Source organism: Bradyrhizobium sp. SZCCHNS1050 (genome assembly GCF_032484785.1).
Classification (GTDB): Bacteria; Pseudomonadota; Alphaproteobacteria; order Rhizobiales; family Xanthobacteraceae; genus Bradyrhizobium.
The window spans coordinates 1,876,255-1,899,763 of record NZ_JAUETR010000001.1; the positions used below are offsets into that span (position 1 = coordinate 1,876,255).

A 23,509-nucleotide genomic window follows, 5' to 3' on the forward strand; every position below is an offset into this window, starting at 1 on the left:
CCAAGGAGTGCCTCGAACGATAGGGAGCGGCTTCAAAATCCAAGCACCCTCGTCGCGGCGCCGAGCATCAGAAAACTACCGAAGTGCCGCCTGCTATTCATCCAACAGATCCGAAAACTGTTCGATTTGTTGCAACACAGGCTCGCTGCTCCGCCCGGGATAGATGATCCGATTGCCATCGCGCTGCAGCAATTGGGAGCACGACCTCCGGATCCGTCCTGGCAGCAGCATGGCCGCAATTGCGTCCGGTCCCACGTCGAGACGCATGATCCCGCGTTCTCTGCAAATCATCCTGAGCTTGGCAATTGCGAAGAAGTTGCTGGCCGGCGGCGGCAGCATACCGAAGCGGCGCTGCGTTTCATCCTCCAGCTCCTCCAGCTCATCATCGGTCCGGCACCGAGAGGCGCGAGCGTAGATCTCGAGCCTGACTGCTTCGGACTGCACATAGTTCGACGGAAGAAGCTCCGCGATCGGCAGGTTCAACTCCGGAATCCAGAGAGCGGACATCCCGTCTCGATCGCCCTCAAGAGTCAGGGTCAGAAGATGGCCGTAGAGAGTTGGGCCAAACACCTGCACATGACCGGACTGACGATCCGAGAGCATGTCTCCGCCGCCGCGGAGATCGAGATCGCGTGCGCTGATCGCGAAGCCTGCGCCCGGGCGGTTCAGCTCCTCCAGAACGGACAAGCGCTTTTCCGATCGGCCGGAGCCGCCGTCCGTCAAAAAATGCGCAAATGCACGGATGCCGCCGCGCCCCACCCGGCCGCGGAGCTGATGCAATTGCGCGAGGCCAAATCTTTCCGGCCAACACACGACGATGGTGTTGGCTCGCGGGATGTCGAGACCGCTTTCCACGATGTTGGTCGCGAGCAAGACGTCCGCTTCGCCTTCAACGAAAGCCATCAGCCTCTCGTCGATCTCGTCGGCAGACAGCTTGCCGTGAAGCGAAATGATCCGCAGTTCAGGCGCCAGCGTGTGGATCCGAATAAGCATCGGGTCCAGATCCTGAATCCTCGGGCAGACCACAAAGCTCTGGCCATTGCGTTGGTGCTCGCGGACCAGGGCAGCCGCGATCGCGATGTCCGACAAGGGAGCCACTTTGGTCACGACCGGAACACGATGAACCGGAGGCGTTGCAATGACGCTGAGATCCCGCAGGCCCGTCAAGCCGGCCGCAAGCGTACGCGGAATGGGCGTCGCACTCATCCAGAGCCGGTGACCGTTCTTGTTGAGGCTCGACAGCATGGCTTTGTCAGCTGCCCCGAAATGCTGCTCTTCGTCGACGATGACGAGCCCTAGATCGGCAAATTTGACCTCCTTCGATGCCAGCGAAAGCGTCCCAACGACGACCTTGAGCTCACCGCTTTTCAGTCCCTCTCGCACCTTGCGCGCCTCGGCCGTCGACGCGACCCGCGACAGATCTCCGACCTCGATGCCGAGCGTCGCAAAGCGCTTGCGGAACGTCTCCACATGCTGTCGAGCCAACACGGTCGTGGGGACCACGATAGCGACCTGTCTTCCCGACAGGACGGTAGCTGCCGCTGCGCGCAACGCCACCTCGGTCTTGCCGAAGCCAACGTCACCGCAGACGATCCGGTCCATCGGGTGCCCCGACGCAAGGTCGTCCAGAACGTCGCGGATGGCCTTGGCCTGATCGGGCGTAGTGAAATAGGGAAACCGCGCGACGAATTTCTCATAGCTCGCAGGCCGCGGCACAAGCTTCGGTGCTGGCCGCCGCCGGCGCTGGCTCCGCTGCTTTGCGAGCTCCTTGGCGACGACATGAATCTCGGTCTCGGCAGCCGCTCTCCGCGGCCGCCATGTACTTCCATCAGCCCTATCGAGAGAAGTATCCCCGAGCTCAGCCGCGTATGGCCAGATCAGGGCCAACTCCGCAAGAGGCACGAGAACGGCATCGTTTCCGGCGAACACCAGCCGGACCATCTCACGTGCAGAGACCCCTCCGCTGCCCATCGACCGCAATCCGCCGAGCCGGGCCAATCCACGTTGCAGATGAACGACCACCGATCCAAGCTCAGGGAGATCCACGGCTTCGAAGCCAGGTGTCCAAGCCCAGTTGGTGGGTTGCGGCTGATGGGCCCTGCTGCCGAGAACGTCGGACGCGGTGATGACGACAATTGGCTTTCGCCCGGGAACGACGAAGCCGGCGTCGAAGCCGGCCAGCAAGGCGGCTTCTCGCCTGCCCCTCGCGGTTGCCTGCGCCCAATCAGCAGCGCATTCGGCTTTGACCCCGCTCATCCGCTCCATCAGGCGCAGATCCGCTTCGGCTGCGGCAGCAAACACCACACGTGCGTCACCGCGCTGGGCTTCCTCGACATAGGCGCGCAGCGCCTTCCGGGGCGCGGCTTCCTTGAAGAACTCCGGCGTAGCCCGGTATGGCGCTGTTGGCGACAGCAGAGCGATCCTTTTCGCCGCCTGGTCCCACTCGCGGCGGCTCACATAGGCTCGATCACGCTCGGCGCGAGGAGCCGCGTCCTCAATCGTGCTCAGCCAAGTGTCTGCGTGCTTGGACACCTCGGCATCTGCGACCCACTTGGCTCGCGTGCAGTACTCGAACAGGCTGGCCTTGTTCCGAGCTCGTTCCTTGAACGCCAGTCGCTCGGACATCGGATCGATCTGAAGCTCCTTGAGCTCGGAGATCACTTCCTGATTTAGCGGATTGAATGCGGCAATCCGTCCTATCCTGCCTGCAGAATGCTCGACCCTGATAGGGCCGCGCGCACCGGCCGGAAAAATCTCGAACGTGTTGCCGTGAAACAGCGCCCCGCCCGGATAGTCTGGGCTATCGTCCAGGTCGTAGCCAAGGCTCTCAAAGAGAGCCTGAAGATGCTGTTCGGAATAGGCGCCGCCGATCCTAAGCAACATGCCAACACGCGGCCAATCAGCCGTGAGGGGCAACCGTTCCATCATCGCTTCTGCCGTGGTGACGAGCAGAATCAACTTCTTCGCAGTCGCAAGGCGCCTCAACACGGAATTGCGCCTGCCGGCAATGTCACGTGACGGCTCGAGCACATCGAATGGCAGGGTGTTCAGTCGCGGATAAACGAGCACATCACAGGTCGGCTCAAGAGCCTGAATGATGGAGGCCAAACGCTCGGCCCTACGCTCATTCTCGGCGAGAAACACGAGACCGCCTCGACCGGATTCTTGCCACTGTACCATGAGGTGCAGCGCCAAGAGTCCGAGAGGCGATGCGGAGGACACGGCAAACCTCGCGACCGCTGCCTTGTTAGGCGCGCCCAATACCGTCTTGCGCGGAGCCGGCTTCTTTGGTGCGGCGGATTGCTTTGGTGAAGTCGTTTTCCGCTGCACCGAGCTGCGGGACGTACGAAGGATAGAAGGCAAAGATATCGGCTCGCGTGTTATTGGGACCACCGAGCGGAAAGCCGGCGAATCTATTGACGCTTAGCGGATTCGGACGCTCAAGGGCACCCCAGAATCTGGATTGCATTGTCGTGTCCAACTCGAAGTTGGATGTGTCACCAAGCAGCATCATCGCGTATCATGCGATGTCCACTCTCCGTGCCGAGCGTCTACAGCCAATGTCCTCAGGATCTGCAGTGCGTCAGGCGAGCAATTTCCGCTGATTGGACGCGCGCCGACAGCGATTCGATCTTGGCTCAGTGAAGATTGATAGGTTTCACAGTCTCTGCTGGCCACCAGCATGTTGAACGAGCGTCCGACACATCGCTGATCGATCAGCCGGAGCGGAGCGAGGGCAGAGAAAGGCACCCGCAGGAGGGTCAGCATAGCGGCCGCTGCGCCAGCGGCGGGACCCGGGACCGAGTGCAGTCGCGAGACCGGTTAACAAGGCACCCGCGTTTGGGGCAGTGATAGCGATGCCGCGAAGCGGCAGCCCCTAACGCGAGAGCCTCCGGCGAGCGACACCAAGACCGTCGAACGGGCTACCCGTCCTGTCCTTTTTGCTCACGCCGCAGCAAACCAGCAATGCCCCCCCACGGAGACGCCAGTTGCCGACGATGGAAGCAGGAAGGGCTCTCCTCCGCATATCTCGGAAGAGCCGTACTCGGGCTGCGCTGTCAAGCCGGCCATTGTAGTCGCACATAGGAATACCTGAAAGCCGGGCCGAAGGTTACGCCGAATATCTCCGGACCTTGAACGGGCGGTTGAATCGCAGAGCCGCTCATGTCCAAACGTGATAATTTCGAGGTGATGGATGGCGATCTATGTAGTCGGCCACGTCCGGGCGAAATTTCTGCGTGGTCAACTCGCCAGCCCCGCTTGTGCTCGAAAACCGACCTGATTCTACGCCACCGTATCCGAAGCACACACCGAAGCATTGTCGCTCTTCCAAATTCGTATGGAGGCAAATTGACTGCATTCTGCAAGACATGCGGCGCATGCGAACTCCAAGCAGGCACGAATCGTCCCCTGCCTGGGACGCGCGTACACGACAACTCACATCGGAATCGCGCAAGGCATGTCAGGAGTAGAGCATCTGCAACGTGGTCAGAACCAACTTTCCCGTTCAAACGTCAAATCCACTCGATCAAGGCACCTCAATGGACAAAGCCGATAACGATAACAAGCAGCGCCGTCTCGTCGAGTTCAAGGAAGGTTGCCGATATGGCAAATTCGGCAAAACAAAGGCTTATGAACTGATCGCGCAGGAGCGGATTAGGGCGTACAAAATGGGAGGCAAGACACTTATCGACCTCGACAGCATTGATGAATATCACGCCGTGCTGCCGCGCGTTGAATCGCGGGGCATGGTCGTGTCCTCGGAGGTGGTGTAGCTCGGTACAGCAAAGCCGTCCGCACGGTCGTTCTCGATGATCGGGACGATGATAGGCCCTCGTGCGCTCGTGGAGAAGGCCCCGATGCCGATGTCCCGCGCGCGATGATCGGCCCTGTGCCCAGCGGCTGACGGATATGGAGTCGGCGGGCTGACGGCGCGCCCTATGGCGAGAAGAGCGCTGAGTGCTGGCGCAGCGCAACAGCTACCGCGACCAGAGCTCGGAAATTGGAGCCGGCAAACTCGAGTGCCCGATCCCCAAGCTGCGCAAGGAAGGCTATTTCCAGTTTGCCGAAGGCGTCGATCCAAAGATGGATGCTGCGCACCTCCGATGGCCGCCCGCCCCAGCGCCCGCAGCGCGTCATGTCGTTCCTCTCCACACTTCCCGCAGCGTTCAGAGACTGGGCGGGATGAAACGCTGTCAGCCGGGCTCTGCGGTCAGCGTGTAGGACACGAGCCGCTTGACCCCCGCCGCGAGATCGGCCTTCAGATCCTTGATGTCCTCCAGGCCGATTTGCAGACGCAGCGTGGGCCGCCGGGCGCCGTCGTCATCGCGGTAGATCTCCCTATGCCTCGAACAGAGCCATACGGCTGTCGTGATCGAGTGTCACCACGAAGGTCCAGAGGTCGGCAGTGTCGCGCGGCATCTGCCTTGCCCAACTAGCTTGCCGATCCGCCCAGGTCCTGTCGGCCGGGATATCATCGGTCCCGCCGGCATGAGACGCCAAATCAATCTTGACCACCCTGAATGTCGACGACATGGGCATTCGCCCGATGTAGAAGATTTGCGTGGCTGGCGTATGGGTCACGGCGATGATGGCAGTTTCAGACTGTCCGCACAGACTAGGCTGCGGTCCCGAGGTGCAGTGCGCGGCGAGGTCACGGACAAGCAGGGTCCGCCACGCTCAAATACTCAGATCAACGGCTGGAACCCTTACCGCTGATGCGGCAAATTCATGAAGTAATTTGGCAGTAATTCGCGGATCTACCCTCCGAGGGACCACATGGCGCTTGACCGAAAAGACGAAATTGAAGCTCTGCTGAAGCACGAAAGCCTCGAAAAGGTCCTGGATTATTCCGCCCGCGGGAGGAGGTTCTAACTTTTACCCGCGACCGACTTGGCTGATCTCTGGGTGCTTATGATGAACCTCTGGGCTAGCGGCTCGCACGAGTTCTCGTCGCAGGACATTGACGATTGCCGATCCGAGATGATGCTGAGGCGCATTGACCCGCCGTTTGATCGTGTCAGCCAGATATGGGAGCGTATCGCGCAACGAACGCAGAACCATGTCGAGACCATTATCAATGACCCTGAGGCTTTGGCCGCTGCGGAAGCTAAATTGGAAAAGCAACTTGAGCAATTGCGCCAGCAGCTGGAGCACCCGCAGCATTGAGCTTTACACCTTGAGGCGATGAAAAGGTGACGCATCAAAGCGATGTTGGAAGTAATCGCCCACGAAGAACGATAGGTGGCTGATCAGGAGTCTATTTTCCTAACGTTGATGCATTTTGGATTGCAGGCTTGGCACGGTTGAGGCTCGGAAGCCTGCAGTCCGCAGTTAGAGAGCTCCTCGAATCGCAGAGTCCGATCTGATTAGAGAGGCCAAAGAAAGAGGAGGTGACGGAGGACGGTGATCTGTTCCGGGCAAGCTCGATCCAATCGCCCCTCCGTCGCATCCTCACAGGGCTGAGGATTTGGCTGGCCTCAATTCTGGTCGCCCTTTGGCACGCTGACGCCCGCCTTCCTAACGTCAAACAGGCTTCTCAAGCGGACAAGATAGACTACCGTTCGGTATGGAAGTTCGTCCATCCCGGGAAGCTCAGCTTCAAGAAATCACGGCGGCTGGCAAACGCGGCCATCCTGATGTAGCGCAGCGACGATGCCAATGAACGAAAATATCAAGATCACGCACCTTGTCACAATCTCACAGCCGTAAAAGCAATGCCACCCGCCAACTGATCCGCTGGTAGGCCATCGAACCCATTCTCCCTCACGATACAACCGAATCGACAGCATCGCTTGCAAAGCGAAGGCTCGATTCCGGCCAACGTTTCGGTGACCAACCGTTGATCGAAGGCGGCCTTGAACGCCGCCTTGACCGATAGAATGTCGTCCGCAAGTTCATCGTCCCTTTTTCGTACCTCTAGGAGTGCCACGCCGCAGCGATTGCTGATTGGAGGTTGCTATCGTTCGGCATGCTAGTTCCTGAGGATGCGGGATCGTATCCGGGGTTATTGGACGAATAGGTCGCCATCGCCTGTACGAGCTGAGATAGTTGGCTGTCGATCTTCAATCCGCCCGCTTCAATTTCCTGAAGCTGATCGGGACTGCTGCTTGAGAACCAGTTGTCAATGGTCGCGCTTGTGCTTGTTCCTAGAATATCGATCTGCAGATTATTGCCTGACTGCAGGAACCACAGATTCTGATCGGTGACGCTGCCCGTGAAATCGAGATTGTTAGTCGTACCCGTGCCTTGCTGGGCGTTGATTTCTATCTGACCGCTGCCCGTCGTTACGAGGTAGGTATTGTTCGTATTTCCGTAACTGTCGGTTACGCTTGCCATAATCGCGTTGTTGGCCTGTCCAGGCAACGTTACTGACGTCGAAAAACTCCCGTTTGACTGAACGATCGCCGTACCCAACGAGATTCCATTATCCGTCAGCGTGACCGTCTGGCCAGTTACGGTTGCAGTGCCTCCTGACGCGACCAAGCCCGAGATCGTCTGTGCCCCGGCATTACCCGGTTCCGGCGCACTGGTGATCGTCACCGTCGGGGCGATATTGTCGAGCGTGTCGACCACCGCCGCGCTGGTGCCGGTGCTGCCCAAGCTGTCGGTCACGGTCGCGACGATCGAGTTCGCCCCCTGGTTCGGCAGCGTCACAGTAGCCGAGAAGCTGCCGTCGGCCTGAACGATGGCCGTTCCGAGCGTCGTGCCGTTGTCCGTCAGCGTGACCGTCTGTCCCACGATTGCACCGCTGCCGGCCGTGACCGTCCCGGTGATGGTCTGGGCCGCAACGTTGCTCGCCTCGGCCGCGCTGGTGATCGTTACCGTCGGCGCGATGGCCGGATCGGTGTTGATCACCGTTGTGGTGCTGTTGACGGTGGGCACCGCCGTCGCAGACGCGACAGGGAGTTCAAACACCGTGTTGCCGGGGCTCGTTCCGAACAGGTTCCCTGCCCCATCCATCAGCAGCGCGCCGGTGGATCCGTTGGCATTGGTGCCGTTGAACGACGTCAGCACCACCGGAGTGCTGCTGTAGCCCGTCGATGTCTTGACCACCTCGTAGATCACGCCGTACCCGTTGGCTCCGCCGTGCCAGGTCGTGCCCAGCAGATCACCATGGGCATCCATGATCAGGTTGCCATAGGGGGTGGAACCGTTGGTGCCGTTGAACGAGACCAACACCGTCGGCGTGCTGCTGTAGCCGTTCGCCGTCTTCGCGATCTCGAACACCGCGCCGGCATTGTTGGCCCCTCCGGACTGGGTGGTGCCGAACAGATTGCCGGCCGCATCAAAGATGATGCTGCCACTCCCCGGCGATGCCCCGTTGGTGCCGTTGAACGAGACCAGCACCGTCGGCGTGCTGCTGTAGCCGTTCGCCGTCTTCGCGATCTCGAACACCGTGCCGACGTTGTTGGCCCCGCCATGCGTCGTCGTCCCATACAGATTGCCTGCGGCGTCCACCGACAGACTGCCGGCGGGATTGATCCCGCTGGTGCTGTCGAACGAGACCAATGTGGTCGGGGTGGAGCTATAGGTGCTGCCAGTCTTGACGAGCTCGAACACCGTCCCGCCGCCATTGGCTCCGCCAGAGTACGTCATGCCGAACAGGTTGCCCGACGCATCCATGATCAGGTTGTCCGGAGGACGGTTCCCGTTCGTGCCGTCGAACGAGGCCAACACCACCGGCGTGCTGCTGTAGCTGCTGCCGTTCTTGACGATCTCGAAGATCGTGCCCTTGCCATAAGCTCCACCCGTCTCGGTGGTGCCGAACAGATTACCCGCAGCATCCATCAGCAGACTGTTCTGCAGGCTCGAGCCGTTGGTGCCGTTGAACGACACCAACGTCACCGGCGTGCTGTTATAGCCGCTGCCGTTCTTGACGATCTCGAACACCGTGCCGGCGTTGTTGGCCCCTCCGGACTGGGTGGTGCCGAACAGGTTGCCGGCCGAGTCTGCGATCAGGTTGCCGTAGAGCGCGTTACCATTGGTGGTGCCGTTGAACGTGGCCACCGCCGTTGCCGTGCTGGCATAAACAACGTTGGTGTAGGCGCTGCTGACGTCCGACAGGGTGAACGTGGTGGTCTGGCTGCTGTTGGGCGACCCCGCCGCAGGCGTAAAGGTCAGCGCCTGCAGCTGGCTGGTGATCGTCGCGGCGCTCCCCGACAGCGTGTAGGTGTTGCCCGAGCCGCTCAGGCCTGCGCCCGACAGCGTTCCTCCCGCTCCGCTCAGCGTGATAGTCAGCGTATCGGTCGCCCCGACATTGGCATCGTCAATCGTCACACCGCTGAACGGATGGACCGCGGCTTCCGACGTGGTCGTCTGGCCCGCTGTCGTTCCGATGATCGTCGGCGCCACGCTGACGACATTGCCGAGCGTGTCGACCACCGCCGCGCTGGTGCCGGTGTTGCCATAGCTGTCGCTCACCGTCGCGACGATCGAGTTCGCCCCCTGGTTCGGCAGCACAACGCCAACCGAGAAGCTGCCGTCGGCCTGAACGATGGCCGTTCCGAGCGTCGTGCCGTTGTCCGTCACGGTGACCGTCTGACCGACCACCGCCGCCGCACCGTCCAAGCTCACGGTCCCCGTGATGGTCTGGGCCGCAACGTTGCTCGCCTCGGCCGCACTGGTGATCGTCACCGTCGGGGCGATATTGTCGAGCGTGTCGACCACCGCCGCGCTGGTGCCGGTGCTGCCCAAGCTGTCGGTCACGGTCGCGACGATCGAGTTCGCCCCCTGGTTCGGCAGCGTCACAGTAGCCGAGAAGCTGCCGTCGGCCTGAACGATGGCCGTTCCGAGCGTCGTGCCGTTGTCCGTCAGCGTGACCGTCTGTCCCACGATTGCACCGCTGCCGGCCGTGACCGTCCCGGTGATGGTCTGGGCCGCAACGTTGCTCGCCTCGGCCGCGCTGGTGATCGTTACCGTCGGCGCGATGGCCGGATCGGTGTTGATCACCGTTGTGGTGCTGTTGACGGTGGGCACCGCCGTCGCAGACGCGACAGGGAGTTCAAACACCGTGTTGCCGGGGCTCGTTCCGAACAGGTTCCCTGCCCCATCCATCAGCAGCGCGCCGGTGGATCCGTTGGCATTGGTGCCGTTGAACGACGTCAGCACCACCGGAGTGCTGCTGTAGCCCGTCGATGTCTTGACCACCTCGTAGATCACGCCGTACCCGTTGGCTCCGCCGTGCCAGGTCGTGCCCAGCAGATCACCATGGGCATCCATGATCAGGTTGCCATAGGGGGTGGAACCGTTGGTGCCGTTGAACGAGACCAACACCGTCGGCGTGCTGCTGTAGCCGTTCGCCGTCTTCGCGATCTCGAACACCGCGCCGGCATTGTTGGCCCCTCCGGACTGGGTGGTGCCGAACAGATTGCCGGCCGCATCAAAGATGATGCTGCCACTCCCCGGCGATGCCCCGTTGGTGCCGTTGAACGAGACCAGCACCGTCGGCGTGCTGCTGTAGCCGTTCGCCGTCTTCGCGATCTCGAACACCGTGCCGACGTTGTTGGCCCCGCCATGCGTCGTCGTCCCATACAGATTGCCTGCGGCGTCCACCGACAGACTGCCGGCGGGATTGATCCCGCTGGTGCTGTCGAACGAGACCAATGTGGTCGGGGTGGAGCTATAGGTGCTGCCAGTCTTGACGAGCTCGAACACCGTCCCGCCGCCATTGGCTCCGCCAGAGTACGTCATGCCGAACAGGTTGCCCGACGCATCCATGATCAGGTTGTCCGGAGGACGGTTCCCGTTCGTGCCGTCGAACGAGGCCAACACCACCGGCGTGCTGCTGTAGCTGCTGCCGTTCTTGACGATCTCGAAGATCGTGCCCTTGCCATAAGCTCCACCCGTCTCGGTGGTGCCGAACAGATTACCCGCAGCATCCATCAGCAGACTGTTCTGCAGGCTCGAGCCGTTGGTGCCGTTGAACGACACCAACGTCACCGGCGTGCTGTTATAGCCGCTGCCGTTCTTGACGATCTCGAACACCGTGCCGGCGTTGTTGGCCCCTCCGGACTGGGTGGTGCCGAACAGGTTGCCGGCCGAGTCTGCGATCAGGTTGCCGTAGAGCGCGTTACCATTGGTGGTGCCGTTGAACGTGGCCACCGCCGTTGCCGTGCTGGCATAAACAACGTTGGTGTAGGCGCTGCTGACGTCCGACAGGGTGAACGTGGTGGTCTGGCTGCTGTTGGGCGACCCCGCCGCAGGCGTAAAGGTCAGCGCCTGCAGCTGGCTGGTGATCGTCGCGGCGCTCCCCGACAGCGTGTAGGTGTTGCCCGAGCCGCTCAGGCCTGCGCCCGACAGCGTTCCTCCCGCTCCGCTCAGCGTGATAGTCAGCGTATCGGTCGCCCCGACATTGGCATCGTCAATCGTCACACCGCTGAACGGATGGACCGCGGCTTCCGACGTGGTCGTCTGGCCCGCTGTCGTTCCGATGATCGTCGGCGCCACGCTGACGACATTGCCGAGCGTGTCGACCACCGCCGCGCTGGTGCCGGTGTTGCCATAGCTGTCGCTCACCGTCGCGACGATCGAGTTCGCCCCCTGGTTCGGCAGCACAACGCCAACCGAGAAGCTGCCGTCGGCCTGAACGATGGCCGTTCCGAGCGTCGTGCCGTTGTCCGTCACGGTGACCGTCTGACCGACCACCGCCGCCGCACCGTCCAAGCTCACGGTCCCCGTGATGGTCTGGGCCGCAACGTTGCTCGCCTCGGCCGCACTGGTGATCGTCACCGTCGGGGCGATATTGTCGAGCGTGTCGACCACCGCCGCGCTGGTGCCGGTGTTGCCATAGCTGTCGCTCACCGTCGCGACGATCGAGTTCGCCCCCTGGTTCGGCAGCACAACGCCAACCGAGAAGCTGCCGTCGGCCTGAACGATGGCCGTTCCGAGCGTCGTGCCGTTGTCCGTCACGGTGACCGTCTGACCGACCACCGCCGCCGCACCGTCCAAGCTCACGGTCCCCGTGATGGTCTGGGCCGCAACGTTGCTCGCCTCGGCCGCACTGGTGATCGTCACCGTCGGGGCGATATTGTCGAGCGTGTCGACCACCGCCGCGCTGGTGCCGGTGCTGCCCAAGCTGTCGGTCACGGTCGCGACGATCGAGTTCGCCCCCTGGTTCGGCAGCGTCACAGTAGCCGAGAAGCTGCCGTCGGCCTGAACGATGGCCGTTCCGAGCGTCGTGCCGTTGTCCGTCAGCGTGACCGTCTGTCCCACGATTGCACCGCTGCCGGCCGTGACCGTCCCGGTGATGGTCTGGGCCGCAACGTTGCTCGCCTCGGCCGCGCTGGTGATCGTTACCGTCGGCGCGATGGCCGGATCGGTGTTGATCACCGTTGTGGTGCTGTTGACGGTGGGCACCGCCGTCGCAGACGCGACAGGGAGTTCAAACACCGTGTTGCCGGGGCTCGTTCCGAACAGGTTCCCTGCCCCATCCATCAGCAGCGCGCCGGTGGATCCGTTGGCATTGGTGCCGTTGAACGACGTCAGCACCACCGGAGTGCTGCTGTAGCCCGTCGATGTCTTGACCACCTCGTAGATCACGCCGTACCCGTTGGCTCCGCCGTGCCAGGTCGTGCCCAGCAGATCACCATGGGCATCCATGATCAGGTTGCCATAGGGGGTGGAACCGTTGGTGCCGTTGAACGAGACCAACACCGTCGGCGTGCTGCTGTAGCCGTTCGCCGTCTTCGCGATCTCGAACACCGCGCCGGCATTGTTGGCCCCTCCGGACTGGGTGGTGCCGAACAGATTGCCGGCCGCATCAAAGATGATGCTGCCACTCCCCGGCGATGCCCCGTTGGTGCCGTTGAACGAGACCAGCACCGTCGGCGTGCTGCTGTAGCCGTTCGCCGTCTTCGCGATCTCGAACACCGTGCCGACGTTGTTGGCCCCGCCATGCGTCGTCGTCCCATACAGATTGCCTGCGGCGTCCACCGACAGACTGCCGGCGGGATTGATCCCGCTGGTGCTGTCGAACGAGACCAATGTGGTCGGGGTGGAGCTATAGGTGCTGCCAGTCTTGACGAGCTCGAACACCGTCCCGCCGCCATTGGCTCCGCCAGAGTACGTCATGCCGAACAGGTTGCCCGACGCATCCATGATCAGGTTGTCCGGAGGACGGTTCCCGTTCGTGCCGTCGAACGAGGCCAACACCACCGGCGTGCTGCTGTAGCTGCTGCCGTTCTTGACGATCTCGAAGATCGTGCCCTTGCCATAAGCTCCACCCGTCTCGGTGGTGCCGAACAGATTACCCGCAGCATCCATCAGCAGACTGTTCTGCAGGCTCGAGCCGTTGGTGCCGTTGAACGACACCAACGTCACCGGCGTGCTGTTATAGCCGCTGCCGTTCTTGACGATCTCGAACACCGTGCCGGCGTTGTTGGCCCCTCCGGACTGGGTGGTGCCGAACAGGTTGCCGGCCGAGTCTGCGATCAGGTTGCCGTAGAGCGCGTTACCATTGGTGGTGCCGTTGAACGTGGCCACCGCCGTTGCCGTGCTGGCATAAACAACGTTGGTGTAGGCGCTGCTGACGTCCGACAGGGTGAACGTGGTGGTCTGGCTGCTGTTGGGCGACCCCGCCGCAGGCGTAAAGGTCAGCGCCTGCAGCTGGCTGGTGATCGTCGCGGCGCTCCCCGACAGCGTGTAGGTGTTGCCCGAGCCGCTCAGGCCTGCGCCCGACAGCGTTCCTCCCGCTCCGCTCAGCGTGATAGTCAGCGTATCGGTCGCCCCGACATTGGCATCGTCAATCGTCACACCGCTGAACGGATGGACCGCGGCTTCCGACGTGGTCGTCTGGCCCGCTGTCGTTCCGATGATCGTCGGCGCCACGCTGACGACATTGCCGAGCGTGTCGACCACCGCCGCGCTGGTGCCGGTGTTGCCATAGCTGTCGCTCACCGTCGCGACGATCGAGTTCGCCCCCTGGTTCGGCAGCACAACGCCAACCGAGAAGCTGCCGTCGGCCTGAACGATGGCCGTTCCGAGCGTCGTGCCGTTGTCCGTCACGGTGACCGTCTGACCGACCACCGCCGCCGCACCGTCCAAGCTCACGGTCCCCGTGATGGTCTGGGCCGCAACGTTGCTCGCCTCGGCCGCACTGGTGATCGTCACCGTCGGGGCGATATTGTCGAGCGTGTCGACCACCGCCGCGCTGGTGCCGGTGTTGCCATAGCTGTCGCTCACCGTCGCGACGATCGAGTTCGCCCCCTGGTTCGGCAGCACAACGCCAACCGAGAAGCTGCCGTCGGCCTGAACGATGGCCGTTCCGAGCGTCGTGCCGTTGTCCGTCACGGTGACCGTCTGACCGACCACCGCCGCCGCACCGTCCAAGCTCACGGTCCCCGTGATGGTCTGGGCCGCAACGTTGCTCGCCTCGGCCGCACTGGTGATCGTCACCGTCGGGGCGATATTGTCGAGCGTGTCGACCACCGCCGCGCTGGTGCCGGTGCTGCCCAAGCTGTCGGTCACGGTCGCGACGATCGAGTTCGCCCCCTGGTTCGGCAGCGTCACAGTAGCCGAGAAGCTGCCGTCGGCCTGAACGATGGCCGTTCCGAGCGTCGTGCCGTTGTCCGTCAGCGTGACCGTCTGTCCCACGATTGCACCGCTGCCGGCCGTGACCGTCCCGGTGATGGTCTGGGCCGCAACGTTGCTCGCCTCGGCCGCGCTGGTGATCGTTACCGTCGGCGCGATGGCCGGATCGGTGTTGATCACCGTTGTGGTGCTGTTGACGGTGGGCACCGCCGTCGCAGACGCGACAGGGAGTTCAAACACCGTGTTGCCGGGGCTCGTTCCGAACAGGTTCCCTGCCCCATCCATCAGCAGCGCGCCGGTGGATCCGTTGGCATTGGTGCCGTTGAACGACGTCAGCACCACCGGAGTGCTGCTGTAGCCCGTCGATGTCTTGACCACCTCGTAGATCACGCCGTACCCGTTGGCTCCGCCGTGCCAGGTCGTGCCCAGCAGATCACCATGGGCATCCATGATCAGGTTGCCATAGGGGGTGGAACCGTTGGTGCCGTTGAACGAGACCAACACCGTCGGCGTGCTGCTGTAGCCGTTCGCCGTCTTCGCGATCTCGAACACCGCGCCGGCATTGTTGGCCCCTCCGGACTGGGTGGTGCCGAACAGATTGCCGGCCGCATCAAAGATGATGCTGCCACTCCCCGGCGATGCCCCGTTGGTGCCGTTGAACGAGACCAGCACCGTCGGCGTGCTGCTGTAGCCGTTCGCCGTCTTCGCGATCTCGAACACCGTGCCGACGTTGTTGGCCCCGCCATGCGTCGTCGTCCCATACAGATTGCCTGCGGCGTCCACCGACAGACTGCCGGCGGGATTGATCCCGCTGGTGCTGTCGAACGAGACCAATGTGGTCGGGGTGGAGCTATAGGTGCTGCCAGTCTTGACGAGCTCGAACACCGTCCCGCCGCCATTGGCTCCGCCAGAGTACGTCATGCCGAACAGGTTGCCCGACGCATCCATGATCAGGTTGTCCGGAGGACGGTTCCCGTTCGTGCCGTCGAACGAGGCCAACACCACCGGCGTGCTGCTGTAGCTGCTGCCGTTCTTGACGATCTCGAAGATCGTGCCCTTGCCATAAGCTCCACCCGTCTCGGTGGTGCCGAACAGATTACCCGCAGCATCCATCAGCAGACTGTTCTGCAGGCTCGAGCCGTTGGTGCCGTTGAACGACACCAACGTCACCGGCGTGCTGTTATAGCCGCTGCCGTTCTTGACGATCTCGAACACCGTGCCGGCGTTGTTGGCCCCTCCGGACTGGGTGGTGCCGAACAGGTTGCCGGCCGAGTCTGCGATCAGGTTGCCGTAGAGCGCGTTACCATTGGTGGTGCCGTTGAACGTGGCCACCGCCGTTGCCGTGCTGGCATAAACAACGTTGGTGTAGGCGCTGCTGACGTCCGACAGGGTGAACGTGGTGGTCTGGCTGCTGTTGGGCGACCCCGCCGCAGGCGTAAAGGTCAGCGCCTGCAGCTGGCTGGTGATCGTCGCGGCGCTCCCCGACAGCGTGTAGGTGTTGCCCGAGCCGCTCAGGCCTGCGCCCGACAGCGTTCCTCCCGCTCCGCTCAGCGTGATAGTCAGCGTATCGGTCGCCCCGACATTGGCATCGTCAATCGTCACACCGCTGAACGGATGGACCGCGGCTTCCGACGTGGTCGTCTGGCCCGCTGTCGTTCCGATGATCGTCGGCGCCACGCTGACGACATTGCCGAGCGTGTCGACCACCGCCGCGCTGGTGCCGGTGTTGCCATAGCTGTCGCTCACCGTCGCGACGATCGAGTTCGCCCCCTGGTTCGGCAGCACAACGCCAACCGAGAAGCTGCCGTCGGCCTGAACGATGGCCGTTCCGAGCGTCGTGCCGTTGTCCGTCAGCGTGACCGTCTGTCCCACGATTGCACCGCTGCCGGCCGTGACCGTCCCGGTGATGGTCTGGGTGGCGTTGTTGGTGGCTAATGCAGCACTGGTGATGGTTACCGTGGGAGGAGTGTTCGCCATGATGTCTTTGCCCCTACATGCCTTTTGTTATCACTTCGGCCGCGTCAGAGATTTATCTTCGGATTTGTTAGAGCCGGGCCGACATTCGTATTCGCAATTCGAACGACCTGCCGACACACGGACCGACCAAGAATTTTCATTCGTAACAAGCCCGAACTAGGACAAGACAACTAAACTTTCCGAGCGCGCGATTTAACATATAGCGATACTGCCCTGAACTCAGCCGCGCCATCATCCTCACTAGCCTTCTTATAAACCTTATCGGCGGGCAGCAGCCTTCCTCTCAGTTACAATCGGCTACGCAACAGAAGCCTGTGCCGCAGCGCATTCGAACAGGTCTATTTCTTGAAACAAAGGCATCATCGCTCCCTCAAACTCTCCTGCTTGTACCGCAGTAGCGGCGACATCACGTATTCGACGATCCTTCTTGTTCCCGTCTTGATCTCCACCGTCACGGCCATGCCGGGCGCCAGAGCGACCATCTTGTCCTCGATTTGCATCTGCTTTTCATCCAGTGACACCCGCGCCGAGTAGATGAACTCCTGCCCGGCGGGCTCGCTGGTCTCGGCCAGAGCACCGGCGGTCTTGCCACCGTTCTGTTTGTCCGCCGGCTTCTCGCGGACGATGGAGTCTTGCGAGACGCTGATCACCTTGCCGTGGACGAGGCCGTAGCGGGTGAAGTTGAAGGTGTCGATCTTGATCTCAGCGGGCTGGCCAATATTGACGAAGCCGATGTCGCGGTTGGAGATCATGACCTCGGTCTCGAGCTGGCTACCAGCGGGCACGATAACCATCAGTTGTTGCGCCGACGTGACGACGCCGCCGACGGTATGCAGCGCGAGCTGCTGCACGGTGCCGTCGATCGGGGCGCGCAGCACCTGCTCGGCGATCTTGCGCTCGGCCTTGACGAGGTCCTGGGTGAGCTCCTCGGCCTTCTTCTCGGCATCGGCGAGATCCGACAGCACCTGGCGCTCGAATCCAGAGCGGGTCTGCGCGAGCTGCTGCTCCAGCGCCAGCCGCGCGGCCTCGATCTCGACCAGGCGCCGGGTCTGAACAACGCGCTCGCTCTGCTGGTCGATCAGGCGCGACTGTGCGTCGAGGAAGGCGATCTGGTTGCCGTACTGGATCTCCTTGGCGTTGCGGCGGATGTCGGCGGTCTCCTGCAGGAACGGCAGGGTGGCGTCGATCTTGGCGATCGCAGCCTCCACCGACTGCGCCTCGGCGCGCTTCTGCGCGATCTGCTGCTGATTGGCGGCGAGCTTCGACAGCTGCTCGGCGGCCTGCGCCTGCAGCGCGGCGCGGGTGCGTGCGAGATCGGTTGGCGCGGCGCCTTGCGGCACCTCCAGCGGCCGCAGCGCGGCGAGATCGGCAAAGCTGTCGCGGAGCACGCTCAGCCTGGCGACATCGAGCCGCGCCTGCATCAGGCCCTGCGCGACGCGGCGGCGCTCGGCCTCGGTGACGGTGCGGTCGAGCTCGACCAGCACGTCGCCGGCCCGCACCTTGTCTCCGTCCTCGACGTGGATCGCCGCGACGATGCCGGCCTCGAGCGGCTGGATCGTCTTGGTGCGGCCGGTCGGCACGATCTTGCCCTGCGCCGAGGCGATGATGTCGACATGGCCGATGATCGACCAGCCGATAGCCATCGCGATGAACAGCATGATGCTGCCTGCGACGGCGCGCCCTACGGGCGACGCCGGCGTCTCAACGATCTCCAGCGCCGCGGGCAGGAACTCGCGCGCGTCGTTGCGGCGCCGACGCCGTGCATCCAGCGAGATCGGGGCGTTGTCCTGCCTGTGCGCCTCAGCCGACGACATGGAGCCCCGCCTGGATCTGATGCAGGGTCGCATAGCGGCCTGCGCGCTTGATCAGCTCGTCATGGGTGCCGTCCTCGATCAGGCGGCCATTCTCGATGGTGATAATGCGGTCGGCGTTGCGCACCGCCGACAGACGGTGCGCGATGATGAAGACGGTGCGCCCGGCGCAGATCTTGCGCATGTTGCGCTGGATGATGTTCTCGCTCTCATAGTCGAGCGCCGAGGTCGCCTCGTCAAAGATCAGGATGCGCGGATTGGTGACCAGCGCACGCGCGATCGCGATGCGCTGGCGCTGCCCGCCGGAGAGGCTCGCGCCACGCTCGCCGACCATGGTCTCGTAGCCGTCGGGCAGGCCGAGGATGAACTCATGGGCGCCGGCGAGCTCTGCCGCCTGGATCACCCGCTCCATCGCCATGCCGGGGTCGGCGAGCGCGATGTTGTCGCGGATCGAGCGGTTGAACAGCACGTTCTCCTGCAGCACCGCGCCGATCTGCCGCCGCAGCCAGGTGACGTCGGCGACCGTCAGATCGACGCCGTCGATCAGGATGCGCCCGGCCTCCGGGACGTACAGCCGCTGGATCAGCTTGGTCAGCGTCGACTTGCCGGAGCCGGAGGGGCCGACAATGCCGACCACCTGGCCGACCGGCACCTTCAGGCTGACATCGTGCAGCGCCAGCGGACCGTCGACGCGGTAGCGAAAATGGACGTGATCGAACACCACCTCGCCGCGCACCGGCGGCAGCGCCGCGCGGCCGGGATTGAACGCCGGCTCCGGCGTGGTGTTGAGGATGTCGCCGAGCCGCGCCACCGACAGCCGCGCCTGGTGGAAATCCTGCCACAGCTGTGCCAGCCGCAGCACCGGCTGCGCCACCCGCCCGGCCAGCATGTTGAAGGCGATCAGCTCACCGACGCTCAAGCTGCCCTCGATCACCAGATGCGCCCCGAAATAGAGCGTCAGCGCGGTCACGATCTTGCTGATGAACTGCACCGACTGGCTGGCCCAATTGCCGAGCGACAGCACGTCGAAGCTGGCGCCGACGTAACCGGCAAGCTGCTCCTCCCAGCGCCGCTGCATCTGCGGCTCGATCGCCATCGCCTTCAATGTCTGGATGGCGGTGACGCTCTCGACCAGGAAGGCCTGGTTCTCGGCACCGCGGTCGAACTTGACGTCGAGGCGCTTGCGGAAGATCGGCGTCACCCCGACCGACAGCGCGATGTAGAACGGGAACGAGCCGACCACGATCCAGGTGAGGAACGGCGAATAGTAGAACATCACGCCCAGGAACACGAAGGTGAAGGCGAGGTCGATCACCAGCGTCAGTGCCGAGCTGGTGATGAAGTTCCTGATATTCTCGAGTTCGCGCACCCGCGCCACGGAATCGCCGGCCCGCCGCGCCTCGAAATAGGCAATCGGCAGCGCGATCAGATGCCTGAACAGCCGCGCGCCGAGCTCGACGTCGATGCGGTTGGTGGTGTGCGAGAACACATAGGTTCGAAGCCCGCCGAGCACGGTTTCGAAGATGGTGACGGTCACGAGGCCGAACACCAGCACGTCGAGCGTGGTGTAGCCGCGATGCGTCAGCACCTTGTCGGTGACGACCTGGAAGAACAGAGGCGTCACGAGGCCGAACAGCTGCAGGAAGAACGAGGCCAGCAGCACCTCGGCGAGCAACCGGCGATATTTCTGCATCGCCTGCAGGAACCAAGTGACGTCGAAGCGGCGCGCAAGATCCGTGAGCGGGGCGCGGCGCGCCATCAGCACCACTGTTCCCGTCCAGTTGGCCTCGAACTCGGCGCGCTTGATGCTCTGCGGCCGGTTCACGAGGGGATCCTGTATCAGCGCCGCCTCGGCCGTGACCTGCCCGAGGATGACGAACGAGCCATCGGGACGCACGACAATGGCCGGCAGCGACAACTTGGCGAGGCCATCCCAATTCTGCCTGACCGCACGCGCCTTGAGCTTCAACTGCCTGGCGCAGCGAAGCATCTCCGCCACGCCGATCGGCTCTCCCGCGAATTGGTGCGCGATCTGGGCCGGATCGATGGCCACCTGATGGAAACGCAGCAGCAATGTCAGGCAGTCAAGCCCCGTATCCCTCTGCCCCGCGTCCATTGCCCCAGCACCACTATAAGTCGCGATCGGACATTGTACCACTGGAAACGAATAGACAAGATCTGACACGCTTCGATTCTTAGAAATTTATGTCTTGTGGATACACGCGTCAGAGCGCGACCCTGCAAATATGAAAGGCTGTTGCGCTTCATTTGCGAGAAGGCAGCCGTGAAAATGCACGGCGAAACCGATATCTAAATTGGTATCGCACGGCGGCTGGCCGCGCATCTGACGACATCCGGCACGATGCCTGAGCCATTGAGAGCATTGGCCTGTAGGTCGCGGACGTGAACAGGTAAGCGGCTCGGCCAGCGCCACGATCGAGTCGAAAGATCGACGCCAGAGCGGGGCCGACTAGTTCTGCGCCGTCGGTTGCGGGAGCTGGGTTTGAACCGGCAACCTTAAGGTTATGAGTTCAAATGGTGCTTGCACACCGAAAGTTGCCAACGCTTCTGGTCCGTCGATTTGCACGCTACGGCGCGCAGCAATTAGTCTGCGACATCATAGGGTCTTTTGTTCGGCACCGTACGCGATATCGATCAACGCATCCCCGAGCAATTGAGCTACGCGCGGGAGGGGGCCTCGAAACAAATCAGTTGGCGCATCGATGGCCAAGGTCGCGCTATGGAGATACCCATTTCGCCCGGCTGGGCTTGATCCGGTTGTGACGGAGATCAGCGAAGCACATGCAGGAACCATAGTTGGCATTGATAACAAAGGACGGCGCCGGCTCGTCGAGTTCAAGGACGGTTGCCGCTATGGCAAACTCGGAAAGACTAAGGCTTATGAGCTGATCGCCCACGAGAGGATCAGGGCCTACAAGATGGGAGGCAAGACCATGATCGACCTCGACAGCGTGGATGAATATCACGCTTCGCTGCCGAGGGTCGAAACGAGCGAAAGCTGGACCGCCAGATTTACGCTGCAGAACGGCGGTCGCGCAGGTTGTCGAGACGATTCTGACCAATGCTCCATAGAGCGCACGCTTTCGTCCCAATAGGCCGCACGGCTGTAGATTCTGTGGATTTTGTTCTTGTCGCCCTTGCCGCGCCCCCCCGCCGCTCCGCCGGCGCTTTTTCCCGGGTCGCGAACGAGTTGGGCTTCCACCACATCGCCGTCGAACGCCGCCTCGTCGTTGAGCAGGTTTGACGCGCTCGAGCGGGAGGTGTGCACACTGTGGTCACCGCCGGTTACCAGTATCGGAACCAATGATGCACAGTGCTTCGTTCAAGTGTGTTCTCGGACACTGGCAGACTACCTTCATTTGCAGCGCCGGTTGCGCGCTAAGCCCAACCTGGTCGACCGCGGAGTCGCCCAGCAACGAGGTACGTGGGCTCGCTCGGCGTCGTGGGCGCGATGGACGGCGTACGCGCAACAAGCTCTGCCCTTGACTTCCCGATATTGAGTCAGGGGTCGATCTCGCAGAGAGTTCGAATCAACTTCGGGTTCGATTCCGGTCGGAGCTATTGTCGAGGCCGACACGGCGCGGGGCATGCCTGCCGTCGAGGAGCCTACAAGAATTTTTTCGCCAACGAATCCGCGCGTCAGCTTGTTGGTATTTCTGTTGGCATCGGCAGCAATCGGCAACAGAAATTACATCAAAATCAACTGCTTATGGTGGCAGGCGGTTGTCGGCCAGGGGCACCAATTGGGCGTTCGCCCGCATCCGCCGACGTTCGTTTCCCCCTCAAAATCTAAAGATAAGCCGCCGTTTGCCCTTCGCCGGCGTTCGCCCCGTCTTGCTGGTATCCTTGATGAGAGTGCGCGGGGTCATGGTATCGCGAGCTTTGGGGTGGAATCGAACCTATGCCGACGAAATCCGCCCCCCTATTTCCGGCACCTGAAGCCGGCAAGGAAAGACTACAAGCGCTCAAATGAAGGCGGGCTCTTCATGCTCGTCACCGCGACCGGATCGTAACTTTGGCGCTTCGCCTATTGCTACGACGACAAGCAGAAACCGCTCGGAAACTAACCTCCATAGGCTTCCTTCGCTGACAAGCGTGGGTCAGTCAGACGCTGGTGGAAGCCCCAACTCGGGAATCCTGTCGCGCTGCGGATCCTGGAAGTCGAACAGCATGCGGCCAGGGATCTTGCCAATCTCGAGATTTTCGATGAGGAACGCGCGAACACCGAAGTGGCCCTTGAAGTCCTGTCGCACCTTGTCCCAGTCCGAGAAGGCGCAGAACTTCTCCTTGGGAATCGTGCAGGGTTGGGTCGGTGGATTCTTCTGCGAGAAGCCGAGGGGATGCCAATCGCGGTAGAGGCCGCCGACGAGCTCCTTGGCGGCGTAGTGCCCGCAGAAGAAGGTCTGCGCCAGCTCGCAATAATGCGGGTAGAACGGCTTGAAGTTGTCGATACGGTAGGTCTGAATGCCGGTGTCGCCGAACTCCTTGAGCTCCGCGTCGTGAAGCTTGCCGGGCTTGAGAAAGCGATCCTCCGGCGCAACGCCGGCCTCGACATTGCTGACGACCTGCAACAGACCCCGCGCATTGGCCGGATAGAGATCGATCTGCAGGGGAAAGATCACGACTGATACACGGTATCCGGCGACATAGCCGATGCCGAACAGGTCGAGCGCTTCCTTGACCGTATGACCCTTCAACTCCTCGTAGTCGGCGACGAAGGAATACTTCTGCCGGGGCGGACCGAGCTGGGTCAGCGCGTCGATGCCGAGGGCGGCATCGGAGGGGCTGCGCGAGATCATGCGGATGACATAGCGCACACGTCTGTTGCTGGCGAGATCGTCGATCGCTTCATTGACCGACTTCCTGCGAATCGGATCCTGCGACACGTAGAACAGCGCGAGCGACGGACCGGCCGCGGAGAACAGGATGCCACCAACCAGGCAAAGGAAGAACGCCGCCTTGAAGAACGAGGTGACATCTTCCGGTTTTGACCTAAGCGCGATGCAGGCGAACACCGTGGTGATGAGCAGCAGGATCAGTCCGACCGCCAGCAGCGCTGCGGTCGAGGATGAGGCGAGCACGAAGCTCAGCACCTGAACGAAACCATCGATGGCCTTGTCCATATCATCTCCCTCCGTCGTGAAGCCGTAGAGCTTCCAGAACCCGGTCAT

Annotated in this window: 12 protein-coding genes; 4 read left to right on the plus strand and 8 right to left on the minus strand. The window is 62.4% G+C overall.

Annotation, left to right across the window (positions count from 1 at the left end):
- Window positions 1-93 precede the first annotated feature (93 nt).
- Window positions 94-3,144, minus strand: coding sequence for a DEAD/DEAH box helicase (locus QX094_RS08600; RefSeq protein WP_316187808.1), 3,051 nt, complete (start codon window positions 3,142-3,144; stop codon window positions 94-96).
- 103 nt (window positions 3,145-3,247) lie between these two features.
- Window positions 3,248-3,514 (minus strand): hypothetical protein, encoded by a 267-nt coding sequence (locus tag QX094_RS08605; RefSeq protein WP_316187809.1) that lies wholly within the window; start codon window positions 3,512-3,514, stop codon window positions 3,248-3,250.
- Between the two features lie 1,027 nt (window positions 3,515-4,541).
- Here QX094_RS08605 and QX094_RS08610 point away from each other — a divergent pair.
- Entirely contained in the window at window positions 4,542-4,775 is a 234-nt protein-coding gene (locus tag QX094_RS08610) for a helix-turn-helix domain-containing protein (RefSeq protein WP_316165483.1), read from the plus strand.
- A 163-nt stretch (window positions 4,776-4,938) separates the two neighbouring features.
- Here the strand turns inward: QX094_RS08610 and QX094_RS08615 are convergent, their stop codons facing one another.
- Both QX094_RS08615 and QX094_RS08620 read right to left on the minus strand, forming a co-directional pair.
- Entirely contained in the window at window positions 4,939-5,139 is a 201-nt protein-coding gene (locus QX094_RS08615; RefSeq protein ID WP_316175744.1) for a hypothetical protein, read from the minus strand.
- Between the two features lie 201 nt (window positions 5,140-5,340).
- Entirely contained in the window at window positions 5,341-5,535 is a 195-nt protein-coding gene (locus QX094_RS08620) for a hypothetical protein (RefSeq protein ID WP_316175743.1), read from the minus strand.
- Window positions 5,536-5,892: 357 nt separating this feature from the next.
- Between QX094_RS08620 and QX094_RS08625 the strand changes: the two genes are divergently transcribed.
- The gene (locus tag QX094_RS08625) at window positions 5,893-6,168 is read left to right on the plus strand and encodes a hypothetical protein (RefSeq protein WP_316187810.1); all 276 of its coding nucleotides are present in this window, start codon (window positions 5,893-5,895) and stop codon (window positions 6,166-6,168) included.
- A 750-nt stretch (window positions 6,169-6,918) separates the two neighbouring features.
- On the opposite strand, the gene QX094_RS08630 is transcribed toward QX094_RS08625, so the two are convergent.
- From QX094_RS08630 to QX094_RS08640, 3 genes are all read right to left on the minus strand, one after another.
- On the minus strand, window positions 6,919-16,506 hold the full coding sequence (locus QX094_RS08630; RefSeq protein ID WP_316187811.1) for a choice-of-anchor tandem repeat GloVer-containing protein: 9,588 nt from the start codon (window positions 16,504-16,506) through the stop codon (window positions 6,919-6,921).
- Window positions 16,507-16,865: 359 nt separating this feature from the next.
- Entirely contained in the window at window positions 16,866-18,320 is a 1,455-nt protein-coding gene (locus QX094_RS08635; protein WP_316187812.1) for an HlyD family type I secretion periplasmic adaptor subunit, read from the minus strand.
- Window positions 18,307-20,433 carry a type I secretion system permease/ATPase gene (locus QX094_RS08640; protein ID WP_316175739.1) on the minus strand — a complete coding sequence of 709 codons (2,127 nt, stop codon included), beginning with the start codon at window positions 20,431-20,433 and terminating at the stop codon, window positions 18,307-18,309. Before QX094_RS08640 ends, QX094_RS08635 begins: the two co-directional genes overlap by 14 nt.
- A 607-nt stretch (window positions 20,434-21,040) precedes the next feature.
- Here QX094_RS08640 and QX094_RS08645 point away from each other — a divergent pair.
- Both QX094_RS08645 and QX094_RS08650 read left to right on the plus strand, forming a co-directional pair.
- Window positions 21,041-21,433, plus strand: a complete 393-nt coding sequence (locus QX094_RS08645) for a helix-turn-helix domain-containing protein (protein WP_316175738.1) — start codon at window positions 21,041-21,043, stop codon at window positions 21,431-21,433.
- A gap of 492 nt (window positions 21,434-21,925) precedes the next feature.
- Entirely contained in the window at window positions 21,926-22,351 is a 426-nt protein-coding gene (locus QX094_RS08650; protein WP_316187813.1) for a hypothetical protein, read from the plus strand.
- A gap of 87 nt (window positions 22,352-22,438) precedes the next feature.
- On the opposite strand, the gene QX094_RS08655 is transcribed toward QX094_RS08650, so the two are convergent.
- Window positions 22,439-23,509, minus strand: coding sequence for a hypothetical protein (locus tag QX094_RS08655; protein WP_315751500.1), 1,071 nt, complete (start codon window positions 23,507-23,509; stop codon window positions 22,439-22,441).